The organism is Thermocatellispora tengchongensis, assembly GCF_014202315.1.
Classification (GTDB): domain Bacteria; phylum Actinomycetota; class Actinomycetes; order Streptosporangiales; family Streptosporangiaceae; genus Thermocatellispora; species Thermocatellispora tengchongensis.
The window spans coordinates 300,344-323,253 of the sequence record NZ_JACHGN010000011.1 but is presented as its reverse complement, the minus strand read 5'-3'; the positions used below and the strand labels follow the sequence as shown (position 1 = coordinate 323,253).

Annotated in this window: 23 protein-coding genes; 14 read left to right on the top strand and 9 right to left on the bottom strand. The window is 71.0% G+C overall.

Features of this window, described 5'->3' with window-relative positions:
• Positions 1-56 precede the first annotated feature (56 nt).
• Together HNP84_RS26320 and HNP84_RS56210 are read left to right on the top strand one after the other, a co-directional pair.
• Entirely contained in the window at positions 57-290 is a 234-nt protein-coding gene (locus HNP84_RS26320) for a hypothetical protein (RefSeq protein WP_185052569.1), read from the top strand.
• Positions 196-1,395 carry an alpha/beta fold hydrolase gene (locus HNP84_RS56210; RefSeq protein WP_312925725.1) on the top strand — a complete coding sequence of 400 codons (1,200 nt, stop codon included), beginning with the start codon at positions 196-198 and terminating at the stop codon, positions 1,393-1,395. Before HNP84_RS26320 ends, HNP84_RS56210 begins: the two co-directional genes overlap by 95 nt.
• Here the strand turns inward: HNP84_RS56210 and HNP84_RS26310 are convergent.
• Complete coding sequence (locus HNP84_RS26310) at positions 1,376-1,972, bottom strand: QsdR family transcriptional regulator (protein ID WP_185052568.1); 597 nt, start codon at positions 1,970-1,972, stop codon at positions 1,376-1,378. The two genes, HNP84_RS56210 and HNP84_RS26310, sit on opposite strands and share 20 nt — an antisense overlap.
• A 277-nt stretch (positions 1,973-2,249) precedes the next feature.
• On the opposite strand from HNP84_RS26310, the gene HNP84_RS26305 reads away from it, so the two are divergent.
• From HNP84_RS26305 to HNP84_RS26295, 3 genes are all read left to right on the top strand, one after another.
• Positions 2,250-2,642 (top strand): GNAT family N-acetyltransferase, encoded by a 393-nt coding sequence (locus tag HNP84_RS26305; RefSeq protein ID WP_221336761.1) that lies wholly within the window; start codon positions 2,250-2,252, stop codon positions 2,640-2,642.
• 774 nt (positions 2,643-3,416) lie between these two features.
• Positions 3,417-3,962, top strand: a complete 546-nt coding sequence (locus HNP84_RS26300) for a sulfotransferase (protein ID WP_312925724.1) — start codon at positions 3,417-3,419, stop codon at positions 3,960-3,962.
• The gene (locus HNP84_RS26295; RefSeq protein ID WP_312925740.1) at positions 3,871-5,052 is read left to right on the top strand and encodes a thioesterase domain-containing protein; all 1,182 of its coding nucleotides are present in this window, start codon (positions 3,871-3,873) and stop codon (positions 5,050-5,052) included. Before HNP84_RS26300 ends, HNP84_RS26295 begins: the two co-directional genes overlap by 92 nt.
• A 34-nt stretch (positions 5,053-5,086) precedes the next feature.
• Here HNP84_RS26295 and HNP84_RS26290 read toward each other — a convergent pair whose 3' ends face one another.
• The gene (locus HNP84_RS26290) at positions 5,087-5,254 is read right to left on the bottom strand and encodes a hypothetical protein (protein ID WP_185052565.1); all 168 of its coding nucleotides are present in this window, start codon (positions 5,252-5,254) and stop codon (positions 5,087-5,089) included.
• Between the two features lie 49 nt (positions 5,255-5,303).
• Positions 5,304-5,555: a hypothetical protein gene (locus tag HNP84_RS26285; protein WP_185052640.1), complete on the bottom strand. Its 252-nt coding sequence runs from the start codon at positions 5,553-5,555 to the stop codon at positions 5,304-5,306.
• Positions 5,556-5,821: 266 nt separating this feature from the next.
• Here HNP84_RS26285 and HNP84_RS26280 point away from each other — a divergent pair, with 266 nt between their 5' ends.
• The 3 genes from HNP84_RS26280 to HNP84_RS26270 are packed head-to-tail and all read left to right on the top strand — an operon-like array spanning position 5,822 to position 8,025.
• Positions 5,822-6,406 carry an ArsR/SmtB family transcription factor gene (locus HNP84_RS26280; protein WP_185052564.1) on the top strand — a complete coding sequence of 195 codons (585 nt, stop codon included), beginning with the start codon at positions 5,822-5,824 and terminating at the stop codon, positions 6,404-6,406.
• On the top strand, positions 6,399-7,091 hold the full coding sequence (locus tag HNP84_RS56205; protein ID WP_185052563.1) for an SRPBCC domain-containing protein: 693 nt from the start codon (positions 6,399-6,401) through the stop codon (positions 7,089-7,091). Before HNP84_RS26280 ends, HNP84_RS56205 begins: the two co-directional genes overlap by 8 nt.
• A 16-nt stretch (positions 7,092-7,107) precedes the next feature.
• On the top strand, positions 7,108-8,025 hold the full coding sequence (locus tag HNP84_RS26270; protein ID WP_185052562.1) for a TIGR03619 family F420-dependent LLM class oxidoreductase: 918 nt from the start codon (positions 7,108-7,110) through the stop codon (positions 8,023-8,025).
• A gap of 93 nt (positions 8,026-8,118) precedes the next feature.
• Here the strand turns inward: HNP84_RS26270 and HNP84_RS26265 are convergent, their stop codons facing one another.
• A complete protein-coding gene (locus HNP84_RS26265; RefSeq protein ID WP_185052561.1) occupies positions 8,119-8,976 on the bottom strand; it encodes an NAD(P)H-binding protein in 858 nt (285 codons plus the stop codon).
• A gap of 260 nt (positions 8,977-9,236) precedes the next feature.
• On the opposite strand from HNP84_RS26265, the gene HNP84_RS26260 reads away from it, so the two are divergent.
• Positions 9,237-11,969: an AAA family ATPase gene (locus tag HNP84_RS26260; RefSeq protein WP_185052560.1), complete on the top strand. Its 2,733-nt coding sequence runs from the start codon at positions 9,237-9,239 to the stop codon at positions 11,967-11,969.
• 11 nt (positions 11,970-11,980) lie between these two features.
• Here HNP84_RS26260 and HNP84_RS26255 read toward each other — a convergent pair whose 3' ends face one another.
• The 4 genes from HNP84_RS26255 to HNP84_RS26240 all read right to left on the bottom strand — a co-directional run bounded on the left by HNP84_RS26255 (position 11,981) and on the right by HNP84_RS26240 (position 15,939).
• The gene (locus HNP84_RS26255) at positions 11,981-12,937 is read right to left on the bottom strand and encodes a phosphotriesterase family protein (RefSeq protein ID WP_185052559.1); all 957 of its coding nucleotides are present in this window, start codon (positions 12,935-12,937) and stop codon (positions 11,981-11,983) included.
• A 135-nt stretch (positions 12,938-13,072) separates the two neighbouring features.
• Entirely contained in the window at positions 13,073-13,531 is a 459-nt protein-coding gene (locus HNP84_RS26250; RefSeq protein ID WP_221336759.1) for a nuclear transport factor 2 family protein, read from the bottom strand.
• Positions 13,532-13,822: 291 nt separating this feature from the next.
• Complete coding sequence (locus tag HNP84_RS26245) at positions 13,823-14,842, bottom strand: alcohol dehydrogenase catalytic domain-containing protein (RefSeq protein WP_246518621.1); 1,020 nt, start codon at positions 14,840-14,842, stop codon at positions 13,823-13,825.
• 278 nt (positions 14,843-15,120) lie between these two features.
• A complete protein-coding gene (locus HNP84_RS26240) occupies positions 15,121-15,939 on the bottom strand; it encodes a helix-turn-helix domain-containing protein (RefSeq protein WP_221336758.1) in 819 nt (272 codons plus the stop codon).
• Between the two features lie 118 nt (positions 15,940-16,057).
• On the opposite strand from HNP84_RS26240, the gene HNP84_RS26235 reads away from it, so the two are divergent.
• From HNP84_RS26235 to HNP84_RS26220, 4 genes are read left to right on the top strand one after another with little or no spacing between them, the layout of a single operon-like run.
• The gene (locus tag HNP84_RS26235; RefSeq protein WP_185052557.1) at positions 16,058-16,690 is read left to right on the top strand and encodes a (2Fe-2S)-binding protein; all 633 of its coding nucleotides are present in this window, start codon (positions 16,058-16,060) and stop codon (positions 16,688-16,690) included.
• Complete coding sequence (locus HNP84_RS26230) at positions 16,687-17,658, top strand: FAD binding domain-containing protein (RefSeq protein WP_185052556.1); 972 nt, start codon at positions 16,687-16,689, stop codon at positions 17,656-17,658. The genes HNP84_RS26235 and HNP84_RS26230 overlap by 4 nt, the downstream gene beginning before the upstream one ends.
• Before the next feature lies 1 nt (position 17,659).
• Positions 17,660-19,864 carry a xanthine dehydrogenase family protein molybdopterin-binding subunit gene (locus HNP84_RS26225; RefSeq protein ID WP_185052555.1) on the top strand — a complete coding sequence of 735 codons (2,205 nt, stop codon included), beginning with the start codon at positions 17,660-17,662 and terminating at the stop codon, positions 19,862-19,864.
• Positions 19,865-19,922: 58 nt separating this feature from the next.
• Positions 19,923-20,324, top strand: coding sequence for a VOC family protein (locus HNP84_RS26220; RefSeq protein ID WP_185052554.1), 402 nt, complete (start codon positions 19,923-19,925; stop codon positions 20,322-20,324).
• Between the two features lie 136 nt (positions 20,325-20,460).
• On the opposite strand, the gene HNP84_RS26215 is transcribed toward HNP84_RS26220, so the two are convergent.
• Positions 20,461-21,444, bottom strand: a complete 984-nt coding sequence (locus HNP84_RS26215) for a LacI family DNA-binding transcriptional regulator (RefSeq protein ID WP_221336757.1) — start codon at positions 21,442-21,444, stop codon at positions 20,461-20,463.
• A 189-nt stretch (positions 21,445-21,633) separates the two neighbouring features.
• Here HNP84_RS26215 and HNP84_RS26210 point away from each other — a divergent pair, with 189 nt between their 5' ends.
• A complete protein-coding gene (locus HNP84_RS26210; protein ID WP_221336756.1) occupies positions 21,634-22,902 on the top strand; it encodes an MFS transporter in 1,269 nt (422 codons plus the stop codon).
• The last annotated feature ends 8 nt before the right edge of the window (positions 22,903-22,910 follow it).

Sequence of the window (22,910 nt, the reverse complement as noted above, 5' to 3'; positions counted from 1 at the left end):
CGATCGGCCAGGTGACGGGATCCTCTCGGACGTGGCGCGCCCCTAACGTCCGGGGTATGGACGATCCCTACCGCATCGACCCCCAAGGACGGCGGCGGCCCGTGACTCGGCGCAACGCCTGGGCTCTGCGCGCCCTGCTGTGGACGATCCTCGTCACCGCCTTGTCCGTCAACATCGTCGCCGGCACGATCGGCCGTGGCAGCCTGCTCATCGGACTCCCCTCCGGGCTGGTGGCGGTCGCATGCATCGCCGGCCTCATCGTTCACCACGTCAGGTCGGGCCGCCGGTGAGCCACGTCCTCACCGTGGACCGGGTCACCGGGACCACAACGGACTCGGTGCTGATCGGCGGTGTGCGCCTCTCCTCCAGGTGGCGCTCGAAGCCGTCCGGGAGCGGCCATGGACCGGTACGGCCGGTTGGGACGGCGTCGATCCGTGCCGCGCCTCCCGGCATTGGGCGCCAGATCGGTACCGGCACCGCGACGGCGCAGCGCCACCAGGTCGGTGCGTGCGGATTCGGCGGGCGGCGCGTCGCCGTGCTTCCTCGTCCGCGCGGGCGCGGCCGCGCTGTGCTGCCCCTCGCCGGTCAGGTAGCTGGTCCCATGCCCATCACCACCAACGGGATCACTACGAAGAGCGCGGCGACGGGCAGCGGACCATCGTCCTCCTTCCCGGCTTCGGTTGCTCGATCGACTGCTGGGCCGGGATCGAGCCGCTGCTCGACGGCTACCGCGCGGTCCTCATGGACCTCCCCGGACTCGCGGGGTCGGCCGGGGCGCACGCCGACGGCGATCTCTCTCGCCTCGCGGAAACCGTCTTCGACGCCTGCCGCGAAATCGGGCTCACCGGCTTCGTCGCGGCCGGACTGTCACTGGGAGGCGCCATCAGCATGCGGATCGCCTTGGACCACCCCGACGAGGTGCAGGCGGTCGTGGGGATCATGCCGTGGAACGCGGGCGGCACCTCCGCGGGCGACCCGGTCATCGAGGGCTTCTACGCCGCGTACGGCGACATCGAGACGATAACGGCGGGCATCGCGGGCATCTCACACGATCCCACGAAGACGACCGACCTCCTGCGCACCATGCCCACGGTCACGGAGAAGATGTGGCGAGGGTGGCTCGGTGGCGGCGTGTACACCAGCATGGCCGACGAGCTCCCCCGGCTGAGAGTGCCGGTCTTCTACCTGCTCGGCGGCCAGGACTTCGTGGTCAACCAGGAGAAACAGATCGCCGACGTGCGGCAGATCCCCGGCGGCCGGTTGGTGCTGCTCGCCGACGCGGGCCACCTCGCCTGCTACGAGGAGCCCGAACTCCTGGCCCAGGAGATGCGCTTCTTTCTCGACACCCACGTGGCTGACGCAGCCGGTTCGCCGATCAGGACAACAGAAGCCTGATGGCCGCACCGACCTTGGTGGCGTCCGGCGCGTCGCCGGTGATCATGTCCACGTAGCAGAACGACTCGGTGATGCGGACGACCAGATAGGCCAGATCCTCGATGGGCAGATCTCCGACCGGTCCGGGCAGCTCCTCCCGCAGCAGGCCGGACACGTACGCGATGTAGTTGCGCTGCAGTTCGCTGCTTCGCGTGGTCAGGATCCGCAGGGCGATTTCACCCTCCTGTTTCAGGAAGGTCTGCATGAAAGGGGAGGCCAGCACCGTGGCGATGAATCGTTCGAGGGTCTGCGCCACCGCCTCGACCCCGGAACCCGTGGCCTGCCGGCGGCAAAGGTCGAGGGTGGGTTTCGCCAGGGACCAGTTGACCTCACCCAGAAGCCGGTCACGACTGCCGACCCAGCGGTTCAAGGTCATGCGGCTCACTCCGAGCTCGCTCGCGAGGGTCTGCATCTCGACGCGAACGCCGCTGATGAACTGCCGCCGAGCCAGCCGCAGCGCGGCCTGCTGTCCCTGAGACGCCGGCGTCTCGACGCCACGGCGCGACGCGCGTTCGGTACGGCGCGGAGCGGGCGGCATGATCCAAAGCTTATCCCGTGTCGTCGCATGGCGGCGTCAGATCGCACCGCTGGTCACCCCCGGTAGCGCCGTGCTATTTCCCGACGCAACGCCCACGACCAGGCGAAACGTGTGCACCACTCCCGTGGACGCCAACGGCGGCCGATCCGGCGAATAGTATCCGTGGGAGATCTTGATCGCGTTCTTCCACGACGACGAATTGATTGGAGTGTCGTGATGCCGACCGTCTCGGAGGAACCCTGGGACAAGTGCCGACGGTGACCGCCTGCGCAGCGCCATGGAAGCGGAACTGGCCGCCCGCTATGGCATCCCGGACCAGGAGAGTGACAAACCCACCGCGGAGAACGTCGATGTGTACCTCATCGCCCGCGACGCCGCCGGCAACGCGACCGGCTGCGGCGCGCTGCGCCTGCTGCCCGACGGCACGGCCGAGATCAAGCGGATGTACGTCACGCCCCAGGCCCGTGGCACAGGCGTGGCCACGAGCATCCTGCGTGACCTGGAGGAGCACGCCCGCCGGCGTGGGCTCGACACCGTGCAACTGGCGACCGGCGACAAGCAGCCCGACGCGATTCGCTTCTACGAGCGCGAGGGCTACGAGCGAACCGACGGTTACGGCCCCTACGTCGGCAATCCCATGGCCGTCTGCTTCGCCCGCCGACTCGCCTGACGTGAGGACCCGCGGCGAAGTCGCCGACCGGGGGTGACCGTACGCCACGGCGCAGCGCCTGGCGGCGTTGGACGCCGACGTCGCTCTGCCGGCCCGAGATCGACCTTGGGGGGCGGAGGCGATGCGGGCATCTTTTGGGAGCAGGTTACTCCTCGCATGGGCCTATGGAAGGCCGGATCGAAGGCCGTGAAGTCCTCGGCGCAACGGTTGAAGGGTGGGGACTGACCGGCCCGGCGGCTCGCCGCCGGCGCGACGGGTCATCGTACGTCCGCCGTCCGCAGTAACACTCCTGATTGCCGCGTCAAGGCGATTGCGCCGCCGATGCGCTGCTCCGGCGGCAAGGAGCAGGATGTGACGCGGAAACGACAGTGCAATCGCCGCGCGGTGCTCGGTTGAACGCCAGTGACATCGGATATAATACCTCGTAAATGATCGTGTAATCGGCTCTTAATTCCTGCTCAGAGGTTTCCATCGTGCATCCGTGAACCGCGTGCCCGCGCGTACGATGGGGGGCGAAATGCGGCATCGTGACCCCTGCCCCTGGCTGCCGTCGTACGAGGCTACAGGGGTGGTGGTACGAGTGAGGGCGTTTTAAAATGACTGTCGATCTTCAGACGACGGTCAGTGGGTACCCGCTGGACCTGTGGGCGTTCGTTTGGAGTATGAATCGCATCGGGGGCGTCCGGCGGCGCCTTTGTGCATGAAGTTCGGCCTGATATCCGGTTCCCATGACTGGGTGGCGGTCCTGACCCTGCACAATCAAGGGTGTGAAAGGTGGGGCGATGTCCACTCCTGCGAAAGATCCCGGCCGGCGGCGCATCGCGCGGCCCCGGGCCCGACCCGCGCATTCGGTCCGGCGAGAAGGCCCTGCGATTCACGGACCGGATGTTTCCGAATTTCGCCGACACCCACGAGATAATCAACGACGAACCCGAAGAGGAACTGTCCATCCTGGCCGCGGGGCACGCCTCGGCTCAGTACGGCCAAGGTCAGTTTCCGGCATATAAAAAGTGGTACACCGCCGCCGATCACACCGGCGGATACCGGTTGTTCCGGCGGTATCTCCAGGCGATGCAGGCCGGCCGTCCGGGTCGTGCCCGCTGGTTGCTCAAGTGCCCGTCGCATCTTGAGATGCTGCGTCCCCTGCTGACGGTTTTCGACGACGCGACGGTCGTGCTGACCCACCGCGACCCGGTTTCCTGCATCGTCTCCCTCGCCGCACTCAGCTATTTCTCCACCGGTATGTTCATGCGACGCCCCTGGCTGGGCATCCCATCATGGGAGTGGTGCACCCGGCCGGGGCACTCGACGACGGTGTGATCGAGTCGCTGCGGATCTGGGTTTCGACTCGCTGACCTCGGTGGACCTCCGCAACCGGTTGGCGGCGGCGACCGGCTTGCGGCTGTCGGCCACGCTCGTGTTCGAGCACAGCAGCCCCGCGGTGCTGACCGGCCATCTCGTGAACGAGCTGGCCACCAGGGGCACCGCCGCGCCCGCCCGCGCGGAAGTCGTCCGGGTCTCGAACCTCGCCGAGATCTACATGCGGGCCGGGGCCGATGGCAGGCGTGCCGCGTTCCGGGAGACGATGCGAGAACTCGCCAAGCTTCGCCCGATGTTCGGCGTCGACGCCGCGGATGCGGCGATCCGGCCGCCCGCCCGGGTCGCCACCGGGGGCGGAAAGCCGAAGCTGTACCTGTTCACCCCGTACATGGCCCCGGTCGAGACCATGTACTCGCGCCTGGCGTGGGCCTTCCGGGGCACCCGGGACGTGTCGGTGTCGCACTCGCCCGGTTTCCGCGCCGGTGAGGCGCTCCCGGCGGACCTTGAGGCCCTGGCCTCCGCGTACGCCGACGTGATCGTCCGGGACAACCCGGACGGGGGCGAGTTCGCACTGGGCGGGGCCGTCAGCGGCGGATTGATCGCGCATTGGGTCGCCGCGGAGCTGGCGCGGAGGGGGGTGCCTCCGGTGGGCGTCATCCTGCTCGACACTCCCTCGCAGGGCGACCTCGACACCATGGCGGAGGACCAGGGGCTGTTGCCGCAGGGGATATTCGACAGGGTCAGGCGGGTCGGCGACGCTGGCGACGACAGTTGGGTCTCCGCGATGGCCTATTACATGTCATTGCCGTGGTGGCCTCCGCGGCACATAGAGGTCCCGACGCTTCAGGTCCGGGCGACCGAGCGCATGAGCGGTTCGGCGGACCATGACGACTGGATGTTCACCTGGGACAGTGCCACGCCGGTCACCTTGGCCGACGTGCCGGGAAACCATCTGACGATCACCGACGAGTTCGCGCCGACGACCGCGCGGATGGTGAACGACTGGCTCGACCGGCCTTCCGCAACGCGCCCGTCGTTCATGGACTACCGCGAGTCCGTGCGGAGCCGGTCCGGCACCGCGTCGCCATGACCTCCCTCGGCCGGAGCGAGTTCGAGAACCACCCTCAGCCGGCGGCCTTGCGCTTGAGCAGCAGTTCGCGCGCCTTCAGGAACGGCGCCCGCAGGAAGGCCAGGTGATCGCTCCTGCCCGTGTCGATGGCCGACCTGGCCGGGCCACAGGCGTGGCTGCGCTCGTCGATGTAGTCGAGGGAGCCTGCGACGAGGTTGAGCATGTGATCGATCGTGGCCGCGTCGAACCGGGTGCCGGTCGACGTCGAAGATCTACTGAACGCGGGCGCCGACGCGGACGGTGCCGCTCGCGGGCACCCGGGCCTCCTGGCCCGGCTGATGCCCCGTAACGCCGAATCGCAGGAGCGGGCCGCTGGTGACGAAGGTCGCCCCTCTGCGAACGGCCCGGCACCAGGTCCAGTAGTCGAAATCCTCCTCCGCCGGCACGTGCGCACAGGTGCGGATGATCAGGACGGCCAGGGCCTCCTCGCGCGTCGGCGTCTGTCCGCGCAGCCCCTTGTCCACCAGTGTGGTCAGCGGTTCCCTGCCTCGATCCTCTGCCAGGCCGTCGGCGGCACCCGATGGACGACCCGGACAAGAGCATCCGGTCAACGTTGTAGATCGGCCCCTACAGCAGCGGGCGTCCCTTGTGCGGGGCCGGGTCATGGAACCGGGCGCGGCTTCTGCGAGGCGGGTCGGCGTCCATCCCACCTTGGCATGGCGGTCTCCCCGGCGGCGCGACAGGTACTGTGCTCTTGACAACGATTACTTTCCGAACAAAGTATGGGATCGTGAAACGGATCGAGTCGGTGACGCGTCCGGAGGCGCTGCAGGCGCTCGCGCACCCGCTGCGTGTCCAGATCCTGGAGCGGCTGCGTGAGCCCGCCTCGGCCGCCACCGTCGCGCGCGATCTGCGCGTGCCGCGGCAGCGGGTCAACTACCACCTCAAGGAGCTGGAGAAGGCGCGGCTGGTGCGGTTGGTCGGCGAGCGGCGCAGCGGCAACTTCATCGAGACGCTGTACGAGCCGGTGGCCCGCACGTTCGTGGTCTCGCCGCGGGTCGCCTGGGCCCATCCCCGAAGGGCCGTGGCGATGGCCGAGCAGTTCTCCCTGGAGCAGCTCGTCCTGCTCGGCGAGCGATTGCAGCGGGATGCGGCCGTGCTGCTGGACCGGGCGGCCTTCGAGGGCGAGCAGATCGCCAGTGCGTCGGTGGAGGCCGAGGTCCGCTTCGCGACCGCGCAGGACCGCGCGGAGTTCATGAAGGCGTACCTGGCCGCGCTCGGCCCGTTGCTCAAGAAGTACGGCACGGCGGGCGGAGCGCCGTACCGGGTCCTGCTCAGCGTCTACCCCGACCCGGAGGGAGAGCCTCGTGAGTGACAAGTTCGAGAAGACCTTTGAGTTCGTGGTTCCGGTGGAGCGGTTGTGGCGGGCCTTCACCGACCGGACCGAGCTGGACGCCTGGTATCCGGGGCAGATCAAGGACGCCGACGTGCGCCCCGGCGGCCGGATCACCTGGCCGATGGGTGAGTTCGACTACGTCTGGGAGTTCGTCGAGGTCGAGCCGAACCGCCGGCTGACGTGGAAGGAGCCGCCGGGCCTGCTCCCGGGCGAGACCGAGGTCACGGCCGTCTTCGAGCAGACCGGCACCGGCTCCCGGGTCAGGATCACCCAGTCCGGGTTCGGCGAGGGCGAGGACTGGCTCGGGCAGTTGGAGAGCTGGGCGCTCGGCTGGTCGCAGAACCTCGCCAATCTGTATCTCTACCTGCGCACCGGGGTGGGCTTCGACCGCTTCTTCACGTGGAAGTCCGAGACCGGCGTGACCGTCACCGACACCCCGGCCGGGCCCGAGGTGCTCGTGGTCAAGCCGGGCTCGTTCGCCGAGCAGGCCGGCGTCCGAGTCGGCGACATCGTCGTCCAGGTGGGCGCCGCGCCCGTGTTCGGCCAGTCCGACCTGTGGGTGCTGGAGCGCGAGCACGAGCCTGGCGAGGAGCTTGAGGCGATGTACGTACGCGGCGACAAGCTGCTGCGCGGCCGCGGAGTGCTGGGCGCGTTCGGCGCCTGATCGGGAGGGGGACACCATGCGGTTGGGGATCGCGCTGCCCCAGCGCGGAAAGGACGTCTCCGCCGAGGACATCGCGCGCGTCGCGCGGGAGGCCGAGGCGATGGGGCTGGACTCGGTGTGGGTGATGGACCGGCTGCTGCGCCCGCTGCGTCCCGTACGGCTGCTGCCCGACGCCCCCGCGGAGCCGCTCCCGGAGTACTACGCGACCGTCTTCGACCCGATCGAGACGCTCACCTACGTGGCCGCGCTCACCGAGCGGGTACTGCTGGGCACCAGCGCCGTCAACGCCCTGTTCCACCCGCCCGTGGTGCTCGCCCGGCGGCTGGCCACCCTCGACCGGCTCAGCGGCGGGCGGGTCATCGCCGGGCTGGTCCAGGGCTGGCTGGAAGAGGAGTTCACGGCCGCCGGCGTGCCGCGGAGCCGGCGGGGCGAGGGGCTGGCGGAGCATGTGGCGGCCATGCGCGCGGTCTGGGGTGAGGACCCCGTGCATTTCGAGGGGCGCTTCTACCGCATCCCCGAGTCACAGATCGGGCCCAAGCCCCTCCAGCCCGGCGGAATCCCGATCCTGATCGGCTGCTCCTCGCCTTCCGGAGGGCCGGGCGGCGAGCGCGCCGGGCGAATCGCCGACGGCCTCCACCCGTACCACTGGACTCGGGAGCCGCTGGCCGCCGAAATCGCGGCGTTCCGCGCGGCCGCCCGCGCCGCCGGACGGGACGCCGACGCCCTGCCGATCGTCGCCCGCGCCGACGGCCGGTTGTCCGGCACGCCGCTCGCGGAGAGGGACCGGCCGCTGTTCACCGGCACTCTGGAGCAGTGGGAGGACGACCTCGCGTACGTGCGCGAGCTCGGCGTCGGGCATGTCTTCTTCGACATCGAGGCGCCGGTGGAGGAGCAACTGCGCACGATGCGGACGCTGCGTGATCGCGTCGCATAGCTGCGGGACGCCGCCACACGCGAACAGGCCGGCGCCGATCTTCCGGCCGCAGCCGCCACGACCTTGTCCGGCGGGGATCGGCGCATGTCCCGATCAGCGACAGATCCTGAAAACGCGGTCGTTGTCCTCGCACCACTCGCGAAAGGTCCGTGGCGCGATGCCGGTGAGGTTGGTGATGTCCTCGGCGACCACTCCGGCGCGGCCCGCGCGGACGAGCTCGTTGAGGTTCCGCACCGTCTGGGCCAGGTCCTCGGGGGTCCCGTGCTCGATGCTGCGCTGAGCGAACTGCTCCGGCGTGACCGGCACGAACTCGATGCCTCGCCCGAGCACGCCGGCGAGGATCTCCACCTGCTCCCGCGCGGTGAGCGCGTGCGGGCCGTTGAGGATGTATCCCTTGCCGGCGTGACCGTCCTGAGTGAGGGCGAGCGCGGCGACCCGGGCGACGTCGTACGGATCGACGGGCACCGTCAGGCCGGGGTCGCTCGCGTCGTAGACCCGGCCCTGCTCGCGGATCGTCGGCAGCCACGACAGCGCGTTCGACATCAGTGTGTTGGCGCGCAGGTAGGTGACTTCCAGCCCGGACCGGCGCAGGACATCGTCGCGCGCGGCGATCCGCGCACCGATCATGGGCTTGGGCTCCAGGATGGCGGTGACCGAGGAGAGCAGCACGATCCGGTTCACGCCGGCGGACCGGGCGGCGTCCACCATCTTCCCGGCCTGGTCAGGCAGCGGGGCGACCTGCGTGTAGAAGACGGCCCTGACGCCGTGGGCGGCCGCGACGAGGCTGTCGGCATCGTCCAGGTCACCGACGGCGATGTCGACGCCCGCGGGGAGCCTCTCGGCGCTGGAGGCGTCGCGGACCAGCGCGCGGACCTGGTGGCCCTGTTCCAGGAGCTGGGGCACGAGGGCGCCGCCGACGTCGCCCGTTGCTCCGATGACGAGGTAGCACATGAGAGATTCCCGTCTTGTCGAATGACTCGGCGGCGGCACTCGTGGACTGACGCGGTGCGACGCCGCCCGCCTGTCGTCAGGCTCGCCCAGCGGCGGCCGGTCCGCGTCGGCAGGCGTCACCTACTCGCTACGCAAGTACGCAACCCGTTCCCCCTCGAACCGCTTGACCGGAAACCAGGCGGTCCGCGTAGCTTTATCCTCGATCAGAGGACCGGCGGCTCAGGCCCGCGGTCAGTCGGTGCCCTGCGGGAGAGCGGGTGATGATTCGAGGTCGGCAGGCCGAGCACGTGGCCGTTCAGCGGCTGCTCACCTCGGCGCGGGGCGGGCACAGCGGCGCGCTCGTCGTGCGCGGTGAGGCCGGCATCGGCAAGACCGAGCTGCTCAGGCACGCCCGCGAGACCGCGTCGGGGTTCCGGGTGGTGAACACGGTCGGCGTGGAGTCCGAGATCGGTTTCGCGTTCGCCGGGCTGCACCAGCTCTGCGCGCCGCTGCTGGACCGCCTCCCGGCCCTGCCCGAACCCCAGCGGACCGCCTTGGCCGTGGCGTTCGGGCAGCGCACCGGCGAGGCGCCGGACCCGTTCCTGGTGGGGGTGGCCACGCTCGGCCTGCTGGCCGAGGCCGCCGAGGACGAGCCGCTGCTGTGCCTGGTGGACGACGCGCACTGGCTGGACCTGGTCTCGGCACAGGTTTTCGCCTTCGTCGCGCGGCGGGTGCAGGCCGAGCGCCTGGTGCTGGTGTTCGGGCTGCGCGACCAGGTGCCCGCCTCCGAGGCTGCCAAGGTGTTCGCCGGCCTGCCCGAGTTACGCCTGGCCGGGCTCGCGGACGCCGACGCGCGGGCCCTGCTGGCCTCGGCGGTCCGAACGCCGCTGGACGACCGGGTCCGCGAGCGCATCCTCGCCGAGGCGCGGGGGAACCCGCTGGCCCTGCTGGAGCTGTCCCGGCAGGCGGCGCCGGCGGGGCTGGCGGGCGGGTTCGGCACGCCGGACGCGCTGAGCGTGCCCGGCCGGATCGAGGAGAGCTTCCAGCGCAGGGCGGCCGGCCTCCCCGCGCCCACGCAGACGTTGATGCTGGTCGCGGCCGCCGATCCGGTCGGCGACGCGGCGCTGCTGTGGCGGGCGGCCGAGCACCTCGGCATCGACGCCGAGGCGATCGCGCCGGCGGAAGCGACGGGGCTGCTCGAAGTCGGCGCCAGGGTGCGCTTCTCCCATCCGCTGGTGCGCTCGGCGGTCTACCGGGCCGCCGGACCGGCCGAGCGCCGCCGTGCGCACGCCGCGCTGGCCGAGGCCACAAGCGAGAAGGCCGACCCCGACCGCCGGGCCTGGCACCGGGCGCAGGCGGTTCTGGGCACCGACGAGACGGTCGCGCTGGAGCTGGAGCGCTCGGCCGGCCGGGCCAGAGCCCGCGGTGGCCTGGGCGCCGCGGCCGCGTTCCTGGAACGGGCGACCGCCCTCACCCCCGGCCCCGCCGACCGGGCCCACCGGGCCCTGGCCGCCGCTCAGGCCAAGCACGAGGCAGGCGCGTCCGACGCCGCCTTCGACCTGCTGAGCATCGCGGTGGCCGGTCCGCTGGACGCGCTCCACCGGGCTCGTGCCGAGCGGCTGCGCGCCCAGATCGAGTTCGCACGCACCCGGAGCAGCGACGTGCCGGGGATGCTGCTCCACGCCGCCAAGACGCTCGCCCCACTGGACCCCGCCCAGTCCAGGGACACCTATCTGCAGGCCATCGAGGCGGCCATCCACGCCGGCCCGCTCGGGCACGGCCGCGGCGTGGTGGAGGTCGCCGAGGCCGCGAGCGACGCTCCGCCGCCGGTGGGCCCTCCGAGCCCGGCCGATCTCCTGCTCGACGGACTGGTCACCAGGTTCACCTGTGGCTACGAGGCGAGCGTGCCGGGACTGCGGCGGGCGCTGCACGCGTACCGCGAGAACCTGGGCACCGACGACACCAGCCGGCGGGGGTTGTGGGGGGCCTGCCGCGCCGCGTACATGTTGTGGGACGACCAGACCCTCTACGAGCTGACCACCCGCTACATCAGGCTCGCCCGCGACGCCGGGGCGCTGACCACACTCGCCACCGCGCTCAACTTCCACTCGACCATCCTGGTGCAGATCGGCGACCTCGCCCAGGCCGCCGGCCTGGTCGCCGACGTCACCGCGATCCTGGAATCGACCGGAGCACCGCCGCTGCCGTACGACATAGTCCGCCGTGCGTGGGTCGGCCGGCGGGCCGAAGCCCTGGAGCAGTTCGAGGTCATGGTCCAGGAGGCGACCCGGCGCGGCGAGGGAACGGTGATCACTCTGGCCAACTCCTCGATGTCCGTGTTGTACAACGGCCTGGGCGACTACCGCGCCGCACTGAAAGCCGCCTCGGTACCGTGCGATTACGACGAGCTGACGCACAGCAGCGCCGCCCTGCCCGAGCTGATCGAGGCCGCCGTCCGCGCCGGCGAGCCGGCGCGCGCCGAGGCCACGCTGGAACGGCTCAGCTCCCGCGCCCGTGCCAGCGGCACGCCGCTGGCGCTCGGGATAGAGGCACGCTCACGCGCGCTGACCACCACCGGGCCCGCCGCCGAGGACCTGTACCGCGAGGCGATCGACCAGCTCTCCAGATCCCGGTACGCGACCTTTCTCGGCCGCGCCCACCTCGTCTACGGCGAGTGGCTACGCCGCGAGGGCCGGCGCCAGGACGCCCGCGAACAGCTCCGCACCGCCCACGAGATGCTCTCGGGCATGGGCGTGGAGGCGTTCGCCGAACGCGCCGCCCGCGAGCTGCGGGCCACCGGCGAGCAGCCGCGCAAGCGGGCGGCGCAGCCGGCCGATGCCCTGACGCCGCAGGAGCTGCGCATCGCCCGGCTCGTGGCGGGCGGCGCGACCTCCAAGGAGGTCGCGGCGCAACTCTTCCTGAGCCCGCGCACCATCGACGCGCACCTGCGCAACATCTTCGGCAAGCTGGGCATCGCCTCCCGCCGCGAGCTCAGGACCGTGCGACTTCCGTGACCCTGTCGGGCCTACTCGAACAGCCGCCGCGGGTTCGCGACCAGGATCGTGTCCACGTCGTCGTCGGACAGGCCGCGCTCCTTCAGCGCCGGCAGGACGTCCTCGCTGATGTGCCGGAAGTGCCAGCGCGGAGCCACTCTCGCGGCGTCCTGCGGCGTGTACCAGTCGATATAGCACGAGGCGTCGTGCGCGATCACCATGTGGTCGCCGTACCCGCGCTCGACCAGCCGCACGATCGTGTCCACCCGCTGCTCGAACGGCAGCAGCTCGTCGAGCCCGAAGCGGTCCATGCCCAGCAGCGAGCCGGCGTCGGCGAGCTCGGCCAGGTGATCGACGTCGGTCGAGTCGCCGCAGTGCGCGAGCACTACCTTCGACAGATCCACGCCCTCCTCGGCGAGCACCCGCTGGGCCACCAGCCCCGACTTCGTGTGCGGGTTGGTGTGCACCATGACCGGAGCGCCGGTGCGCACATGCGCCTGGCCCACCGCCCGAAGGACGCGCTCCACCCCGGGCGTCAGGCCGGGCGTGTCGATCGCGCACTTGAGGAACGCGGCCTTGACCCCCGTGTCCCCGATCCCCTCGGTCAGGTCCTTGACGAACAACTCGGTGAGCGGTTCGGGCATGTCGAACAGGAGGCCGGGACCGTTGTAGTGGAACTGGAACGGCAGGTCGGAGTAGGTGTAGAGCCCGGTCGCGACCACGATGTTGAGGTCCACCTGCTCGGCGATGCGCCGCACGCGCGGCACGTACCGGCCGAGCCCGAGCACCGTCGGGTCGAGGATGCTGTCGATGCCGAGCGACTTCAGTTCGGCCAGAGCCGTGACGGCCTCGGCCACACGTGTTTCCTCGTCCCAGTCCTGATAGTTCTGCTGGTACTCGGCCCCGAGCACGAACACGTGCTCGTGGGCGAGGGTCCTGCCCAACTCGGCGCTGTCGATGGCGCCGGCCGCGGTGGGAATCGTAGCCACGGTGCCCCTCATGTCGTCCAGTGATAGACACTGACAAGCATTTACTGCGGGTACAAATGTGTCACGGCGGTGACGAGAGCGTCGCATAAGGCATCGGAGTTCCGCTCGGCGACCTCGTGATCCGCCCGCCGGTCCTCACGCGTCGGCAAAGGCTCCCAGGGTGTCGACGCCGAGGCTCCAGGTGAGGGTCAGGTGCTGCCCGAGCACCCGCCAGCCCTCCTGCGTACGGACGAACTCCCAGTCGTAGGCCCCGCCCATGTCGAAGTGATCCCCGGCCGCAGTTCCGTCGGGGACGCCGACGAAGAGCATGTAGCCGACGCCCGTGGCGCGGTCGCCGTCGATCTCGAAGTGCGTGTTGTGCACGTAGTGCATCATCGCCGCGTACGGCGACTCCGCGTCCCGGACCGCTGTGAGTATCGCCTCACGTCCCCGCAGCGGCTCCCACGGGCCGAAGGCGAGCTGCGCCTCAGGGTGCCAGCAGCCGATCCAGGTCTCCCAGTCCTTCTGGTCGAGCGCGCGCCAGCCCTTGATGAGCAGGCCGCGGATGGCGTCCTTGTCCTCAAGGGTCCGGAGCCGAGCCTCGATGTCTCTCATGGTGTTCATCACTACTCGCGGTGAGATTCGAATTGTTCGTTCTTGGCCTGTGTCGCGACACCATCGACAATCGCTTACATCGCGGACCCTGTGCAGGGCGCGGTGCGCCTGGCAGCAGCGTCCCCAGGCACACCGCGCCTCCACACCAGGACAACTCCTGAGCCTCCTTGGTGGAGGAGGCGTTCCTCGTTGCCGTCCCCCGTTCGGGGGGCGGCGAGGACAAGGCGATGGCGGGGTGAAGACAGGGTCGTGGACTTGCGATTCCGGTCGCTGTCCGCCACCGGATGCCGGTCAGAACGTGACGACGGCCTTGAAACGCACGTCGCCGCTGGCGACCCTCTGATAGGCGTCGTTGACGCGCTCCAGGGGGAACAGCTCGACCATCGGCTTGACCTGGCCGCGCGCCACGATGTCGAGAGCTTCGGCGAGATACTCCATGCCGTTGTGGGCCGAGCCGATGATCTGGTGGCTGTGCGTGGTCAGCGGCAGTGCCGGCAGGATCATCTCGTCCTCGGCCAGGCCCATCAGCACGAGCTTGCCCCAGGGCCGCAGGCCCGTCATCGCGTCGATGGCGGCGGCATGCGAGCTGCTGGTGTGCAGCAGGACGTCGGCGCCACCGATCTCCTTGAGCGCCGCACCGTCGGCGACGACGTCGTCGGCGCCGAGCTCGCGGGCGAGCGCGTGCTTGCCGGGGCTGCGGGTCACCGCGATCACGTGGTAACCGACGGCCTTGGCGAACTGGATCGCGAAGTGGCCGATCCCGCCGACGCCGACGACGGCGACCCGGGCCCCCGGCTTGGCGTCGGCCCGGCGGATGCCGGCCCAGGTCGTGTAGCCGGCGCACACCGTGGGCGCGGCGTCCTCGTAGGAGATCCCGTCCGGGAGCAGGACCGTGCCCCCGACGTCGGCGACCATGTACTCGGCCAGGGCGCCGTCGACGTTTACGCCGGTCAGCGTCGGGCTCGCGCAGTTGCCGGCGGTGACGAAGCTGTTCGGGTGCTCCTCGCGGCAGAAGTCGCAGGCGCCGCAGCGCTTCTGCATCATCGGCATCCCGACGCGGTCGCCGATCCTGCGCTCGGTGACGCCCGCGCCCAGCGCCACCACCTCACCCACGCCCTCGTGCCCCATGAACAGCGGGAACTCCCGGAACGACAGCACCCCGTGGGCCATCCACAGGTCGGTGCCGCAGATCCCGCACGCGTGGACGCGCACCAGCACCTCACCCGGCCCCGGCTCCGGCACGGGCCGCTCCCGCACCTCCCAACCGGCCTTCACTTCAGGTACGACAACCGCCTTCATCTGCGTCGTCATCGGCGAAACTCCTTCCCATCGGTTCAGCGGCGGGCCGGACGAGCGTGGTCCATCCCACTCCGCTTCTTCGGGTCACGCCCCTCCCGGGACACGCGTTCATGCTCGCCGCCCCCGCACCGCGGTCGCGTCGGCGAACATCGCCTAGGCATGTCGCCTAGGAGGTGTCAGGTGACGCGTCCTGGCCGAGGATTCTCGGGTGGGCTTGCGGGCAGCGCCGTGCGCGCGCCCGCCCCGAGCGCCGGTGTGACGTTTTCGCGTGGAGACGGTGGCGGGACCGCCTACCGCACGGCCTTGGCGTAGGCGCCCGCGCTCATGCCGTAGGACTGCCGGAAGTGCCGGTTGAGGTGGCTCTGGTCGAAGAAGCCGAGCTCGGCGGCCACCTCCGCGACGCTCCGGCCCACCGCCAGCAGTGACCTGGCCCTGGCCAGGCGTAGCAGGTTCCGGTAGCGGTGCGGCGGAACGCCGTAGGCGTGCTGGAAGCTTCTGATGAGATGGTGCTTGCCGCATCCGGCCACCGACGCCAGTTCGTCGAGGCCGATGTTGTCGTCCAGCCGGTCGTGCAGGAGCTCGCGCACCTGGCGCAGCGCCCGGGGGCGGAGCACGGGGCTCACCGCGCCCGGGGCGGTGGCGTGCCGGCTGACCAGGTTGTCGAGCAGACCGGTCAGCGTCGACTGCAGGGTCAGCCGGTCGTCGCCGTGGGCCAGGCTGCTGTGCAGCACCGCGATGCCGTCGAACAGGGCGCGGTCGTGATATCTCAGCTCGCGGAACCGGGGCCGGTCCGCGCGCCCGGCGCCGGCCGGCATGAGCCCGGCGTCCACGACGAGGATGTGAGAGAACAGCCGGTGCGTGGTCGCGTCCCGGCCGAGCGAGTACACGACCTCGTCCGGCTCGACCACGGTCACCATGCCGGGGGCGGCCGAGTCGTGAACACGACCTCGGTACCGCATCGGCGGTGGCGCGCCGCCGAGCGTGATCTTGATCGCGTACCCGGTGTCCAGGCGCACGTGCCGGCGGGTGTACGCCGCCCCACGTTCGGCCACCACCTCCACCCCCGGCAGCTCCCGGGGGCGCCACGTGAGCGTCTGGGACTCGTCCATGTCAATTTCATCCTAGTTGGAGCCTTGCGCCGACCCTACGCTGCCGATCAGGTCCTGGGCGGAGTCCAGGTGGAACCAGAGAGAGGCACACGTTTCCATGCCAGATGACGCTTCAAGCATGGAGTCCTCCGGCCGCGCGGCCGGAGGACCGAGCAGACGGCAGGTGCTCGGGCGCGGCGCGCTGATCGGCGCGGCGACGGTCGGCGCGGGGCTGGCCCCCCAAGCCGGGGCCGCGCGTGCCGCGACCGCGCCGCCCGTCCGGGAGGAGACGCTGGCCGCCGAGCCGGTGGAGATCAGCCTGCGGGTGAACGGGCGGGAGCGCACGTTGTCGGTGGAGCCCAGGACGACGCTGCTGGACGCGCTGCGCGAGCGGCTCGGGCTGACGGGCACGAAGAAGGGCTGCGACCAGGGGGCGTGCGGAGCGTGCACGGTGCTGGTCGACGGCCGGCGCGTCAACTCCTGCCTCACGCTGGCGGTCATGCAGCGGGACGCCGAGATCACCACGATCGAGGGGCTGGCCAGGGGGGACGAGCTGCATCCGGTGCAGCGGGCGTTCCTCGAATGCGACGCGTTCCAGTGCGGATACTGCACGTCCGGGCAGATCATGAGCGCCGTCGCGCTGATCGAGGAGGGCCATGCCGGCTCTCCCGAAGAGGTGCGGGAGTGGATGAGCGGCAACATCTGCCGCTGCGGCGCGTACCCGAACATTGTCGCGGCGGTGCGCCAGGCGGCCGGCGGAGGCGCGCGATGAGGCCCTTCTCCTACACCACGGTGAGCACCGTGCGGTCGGCCGTGCTGCAGGTGTCGCCGGACCCGAAGGCGCTGTACGTCGCGGGCGCCACCGAGGTGCTGAATCTCGTCCGCGAGGGTCAGATCGCGGCCGACCGGCTGGTGGACATCCGCGCCCTGCCGCTGACCTCCATCCGCCCGGGTGCGGAAGGACTGCACATCGGCGCCCTCGCCCGTCACGTGGAGAACCATCCGGTCGTGCGCCGCGACTACCCGGTGCTGGCGCAGGCCCTGCTGGCCGGCGCGTCCCCGCAGGTGCGCAACATGTTCACCCCCGGAGGGAACCTGCTGCAGCGGACGCGGTGCTCCTACTACCGCGACGTCCGCTTCGCCTGCAACCGCCGGGAACCGGGCTCCGGATGCGGCGCTCTGGAGGGCAACAACCGCTACAACGCGATCTTCGGCGGCAGCGACCACTGCATCGCCGTGCACCCTTCCGACCTGGCCGTGGCGCTGACCGCGCTGGACGCGGTGGTGCGGACGCAGGGGCCGGCCGGCGCCCGGTCGATCCCGATCGAGGAGCTGTACCGGCTGCCGGGTGAGGAGCCGCACCGCGAGACGGTTCTCGACCACGGCGAGCTGATCACCGGGATCGACGTTCCGGCGAGCAGGTTCGCGGCCCGCTCGCACTACCTGAAGATCCGCGACCGTGCCTCGTTCGCGTTCGCGCTGGTCTCGGTCGCCGTCGCGGTGGACGTCCGGCGCGGTGTGGTGCGCGACTGCCGGATCGCGCTCGGCGGTGTGGCGCCGCGGCCGTGGCGGGCCCGCGCCGCCGAGGCGGCCCTCACCGGGAAGCCGCTGAACGAGGAGAGCCGGCGGGCCGCGGGCCAGGCCGCCGCGAGCGGCGCCACACCGCGGCGGCACAACCGGTTCAAGGTCGCGATGGTCGAGCGGGCGGTGGCCCGCGCGCTGTCGGAAGTGGGGGATTGAGATGAGTGTCGTGGGACGGCCCATCGCGCGGGTGGAGGGCAGGCTCAAGGTCACCGGCGCGGCCCGGTACACCGCCGACCTGCCGCAGGATGACGGGAAGGACCTCGTCCACGCGGTGGCGGTCTGCGCCGCCGTGGCGAAGGGACGGATCACCTCGATCGACGCCCGGCAGGCCCGCGCGGCCGGCGGCGTCCTTGAGCTGATCACCCACCACAACGCGCCGCGGCTGCGGCCGGTCCCGGCGCAGGAGGTCCTCGGCCCGGCCCATGAGACGCTCCTGGTGCTTCAGGACGATCGCGTGCACTACTCTGGCCAGCCGGTGGCGGTGGTGGTGGCCGACACCCTGGAGAACGCGACGCACGCGGCCTCCCTGGTCCGGGTGGAGTACGCGGAGGAGCGGCCGGTCGCCACCCTGTTCGAGGGGATCGACGACGCGTTCGACTCCCCGCGGTACGCGCCGCCGACGACGATCGGCGACGTGGACCGGGGGCTGGCCGACGCGGCGGTCGTCATCGACCGTACGTACACCACCCCGGCGCAGCACCACCACCCCATGGAGACGATGGCGACCACGGTGCGGTGGACGGCGGACGAGGTGACGGTGCACGTGTCCACCCAGACGATCAGCATGGTCCGCGACGGACTGGCCACGACGTTCGGGCTCCGGCCGGAACAGGTCCGGGTCGTCTCCGAGTTCCTCGGCGGTGGCTTCGGCGGCAAGGCCGCCTGGTGCTGGCCGAGCGTGGTGACGGCGATGGCGGCCAGGCTCACCGGGCGGCAGGTGCGGCTGGTGACCACCCGCCGGCAGATGTTCGCCGCCACCGGCCAGCGGCCGCACTCCGTCCAGCGGGTCCGGCTGGGGGCCCGGCGCGACGGCGTGCTCACCGCCATCGCGCAGGACTGCGTCGGTGAGACATCCGCGTTCTACGACACGCCGCCGTTCTACATCGGCGCCGCCACCCCGGTGCCGTACGGCTGCCCGAACATCCGGACCACCCAGCGGTTCGTGAAGGTCAACTGCCAGACGCCGGTGCCGATGCGGTCTCCTGTCGAGGGGGTGGGGCTGGTGTCCGTCGAGTCGGCGATGGACGAGCTCGCCGCCGAGCTGGGCGTGGACCCGCTGGAACTGCGCAGGCGCAACTACGCCGAGCGGGACCCGAACTCCGGCCTCCCCTGGTCCAGCAACGGCCTGCTGGAGTGCTACGAACGGGGAGCGCGGCGGTTCGGCTGGCCGGAGCGGAACCCGGAGCCGCGCTCGATGCGGGACGGCCGATACCTGGTCGGGTGGGGCATGGCCACGGCGATCCGGCACGCCGGCAGCGATCCGACGAGCGCGCTCGTCAGGCTCGGCGCCGACGGGCGCGCCGTGGTGCAGATCGGCAGCCAGGACCTGGGCACCGGCACGTTCACGATCATGACTCAGGTGGCGGCGGACGCGCTCGGCGTCCCGGTGGAGATGATGCGCGCGGAACTGGGCGACACCGATCTGCCGACCGGCGGGGGCTCGTTCGGTTCGCACACCGCGGCCAGCGTCGCTGCGGCGGCCCGGCTCGCCGGCGAGGCGCTGCGGGCGAAGGTGATCCGCATCGCCGTGGCCGACGAGGGCTCACCGCTGTCCGGCGCGTCCCCGGACGACGTCCTGGTGGACGACGGATACCTGTTCGTGCGCGGTGACCGGTCGAGGGGCGAGAGGTACGCGCAGATCCTGCGCCGCAACCGGCTGCAGTCCGCCACGGGAGACCACACCCCACCGCCGCGCGAGGGGGCGACGGTCGCGAGGTGGGCCTTCGGCGCCGACTTCACCGAGGTGAAGGTGGACCCGGAGCTCGGGACGGTCCGCGTGACCAGACACGTCAAGGCGATCGAGGCCGGCCGCATCATCAACCCCCGCACCGCCCGCAGCCAGGTCATCGGCGGAGTGGTGATGGGCATCGGCCAGGCGCTGACAGAGGCCACCGAGGTGGACCGCCGCGACGCGCGCATCACCAACGCCGGCTTCTGGGGATACCACGTCCCCGTCAACGCCGACGTCCCCGACATCGAAGCGATCTTCGTCGAGAGGGACGACCCGCACATTCCCGGGAGCGTGAAGGGCCTCGGTGAGATCGCCACCATCGGGACCGCTCCCGCCATCCTCAACGCCGTCTTCCACGCGACGGGGAAACGCGTCCGCGACCTGCCGATCACCCCGGACAAGCTGCTGTAGGGCCGATCCCGCCCCCTCGGTCGGGATGATCAGGGGAGGCTTGTGGCATCATCGCCTGATGCTCCAACTCACGGATTTCATCATCGACTGCCCGGACCCGATGAAGCTGGCGGCCTTCTACTCCGAACTGACCGGCCGTGCGATCAAGGAGGACAGCGACGACCAATGGGCCGGCATCCCCTTCGGTGAGGTCGAGCTGGCCTTCCAGCGGGTGGACGACTACCGCCCACCGCGCTGGCCCGACGGCGAGCACCCCAAGCAGTACCACCTCGACTTCGAAGTGGACGACATCGAAGCCGAACAGCGCCGTGTCATCGAACTCGGCGCGACACTGAAGCAGGACTTCATCGGCCCCGAGGGCTACGGCTGGCGGGTCTACACCGACCCGGTCGGGCATCCCTTCTGCCTGTGCCGCAACAAGGGGGTCACGTGGACCGACAAGGGGGTGGTGTGGCCCTGAGTTCCAGGTTCGGCAGGCGGCGACCGGCTTTCTGCCCGAGGCCACCGAGGCCGTGGAGCGCGCCGTCGCGTTCGTCCGGCGGTCGCCGAGGGCCGGGTCGTCGATGGGGGTGTCCTGCCGGGAGGTCCCGCCTCCCTCAGGCCGATTCCCGCTCGACCACGTGGACGCCGTGCGGGGCCAGGGTCAGGTCCTGCTCCTCGCCGTCCAGTGTGCGCAGCAGCGCGCGGGCGAGGTGGGCGCCGAGGTCGCCGCTGTCCAGGGCGATGGTGGTCAGGGGCGGTGCGGCGAAGCGGGCGGCGGGGATGTCGTCGGCGCCGATCACGGCCAGGTCGCCGGGGGCGCTCAGCCCCAGCCGGCGCATGCCGGCCAGCAGTGCCAGCGCGACCTCGTCGTTGTAGGCGCACACGGCGGTGGGGGCGTCGGGGGAGGCGCGCCAGGCCGACACCACGCCCGCCGCGCCATCGATGTCCAGGGGGACCGGCGAGCGGGCGGGGGCGGGCAGGCCGGCGTCCGCGCACGCCTGCGCGGCGCCGGCGGCGCGTCCCGCGCTCAGGTCGCTGACCCGGGGGTCGTCGGGCAGGGCGCAGGCGATGCGGGTGTGGCCCTTGGCGATCAGGTGTTCGGCCTGCATGCGGCCGATCCCTGTGGTCCAGACGCTCGCGCCGAGATCGTCGCCGGAGCCTGCCTGCGGTGGCGGCAGGATCACTCCTACGCGGGCCCGGCGCATGGCCTCGACATCCTGCGGGGGGAACGGCCGCATGCCGAACACGGCGGCGGGGGCGAGCGCCGCGCACAGCCTGCCCAGCCCGCCCGGCCGGTCGGTGTGGACGTGGGTCACCAGGGTGTAGCCGGCCTCGGCCAGCACCTCGCCGGCCCGGTCGACGAACTCGGCCATCGTGGGGCTCTGCGGCCAGTCGGGCAGCTCGCACACGATGAGGTCACTGCGGCCGCTGCGCAGCGTGCGGGCCGGGGCGTAGGGCGTGTAGCCGAGCCGGGCGGCGGCCTCCAGCACCCGCTGCCGGGTGGCCTGCGGGATGGACTGGTTGGGCGTGTCGTTGAGGACGAAGCTCACGGTGGCACGCGACAGGCCCGTCTCCCGGGCCACGTCGGTGCTCGTCACTCTGCGTGCGGGCTTCTTCGCCGGCAACTCCGCCCCTCGCTCACGATCGTCGTCACGCACCCTATTGCCGCGGTGCGTCTCCGATGTTAACGTCCTCGCACCATCAGGTTACACGTGTTAGTGCGCCTGAGGTCGCCTTTTCCGGCATGCCTATTAAACGTTTTACGATCCACCCCCGAAAGGACGTCCATGCCGAGCACCACCTACGCGCAGGACCCGCGGGACACCATGCCCAAGGTCAGCGCCACCTACATCTGGCTGATGGTCCTCGCCCAGTTCGGGGTGTTCCTGGCGTTCATCACCCCGATCGCGATCTCGCTGTCGATCCGGGTGACGCAGCTCGCTCCCGGGCACGAGGAGTACCTCGGCTACATCACCGGCATCGGCGCGCTGGTGCCGGTGGTGACCGGCCCGCTGCTGGGCACGCTCAGCGACCGCACCCGCACGCGGATCGGCCGGCGGCGCCCGTTCATGATCGCCGGAACGATCGTTGGGGTCGTCTCCCTCGTCGTGATGGCTCAGGCTCCCAGCATCCCGGTGCTCGGGCTCGGCTGGATCCTGGCGCAGCTGGGCTGGGGGCAGGCCCTGGGCGGCCTGGTCAACTCCATGGCCGACCGGCTGCCCGAGTCGCAGCGCGGCAAGGTGGCCGGGCTGGTCGGGTTCGCCACCCTGGTCGCGCCGGTCGTCGGCGTCGTCCTGGCCGGTTTCCTCACCGGCGACACGCTGCTGTTGTTCCTGGTGCCGGGGGCGGCCGGCGTGGTCCTGGTGGCGCTGTTCGCCTGCCTCGTGCCCGAGCCGGACAGCCGCGGCATGGTCTTCGCCGAGCCGCTGACCGCGTCGTCGCTGGCCCGCAAGTACGTCTTCGACCCGCGCCGCTACCCCGACTACGCCTGGAACTGGCTGGGGCGGTTCCTGTTCTACTTCGGCCTGACCCTCAACACGACGTTCACCGCGTTCTTCTTCGCCGCCCGGCTGGGCGTCACCGTGCCGGAAGTGGCCACCACCATCGCCACGGTCTCGGCGCTCGGCGTGCTGGCGACCTCGGCGGGAGCGCTGGGCGGCGGCTTCCTGTCCGACCGGCTGCGCCGGCGGCGCGTCTTCGTCCTGAGCGCCGGAGTGGTGTACGCGCTCGGCTCGGCGGTCATGGTCCTGGCACCCGGCGTGCCGCTGCTGTTCGCCGGCTCGGTCGTGTGCTCGGTGGGCCTGGGCATGTTCTCCTCGGTGGACCAGGCGCTGCTGCTGGACGTGCTGCCCGAGCGCGAGACCGACGCGGGCCGGTTCATGGGGATCATCGGCTTCGCCACCTCGGTGCCCCAGTCCGTCGCCCCGCTGGTGGCGCCGCTGATCCTCGCGGTCGGCGCCGCCGGGGAGAAGAACTACACCCTGTTGTACCTGACCGCCGCCGTCTGCACCGTGCTCGCCGGCCTGATCGTGCTGCGCATCAAGTCCGTCCGCTGAACGCTCAA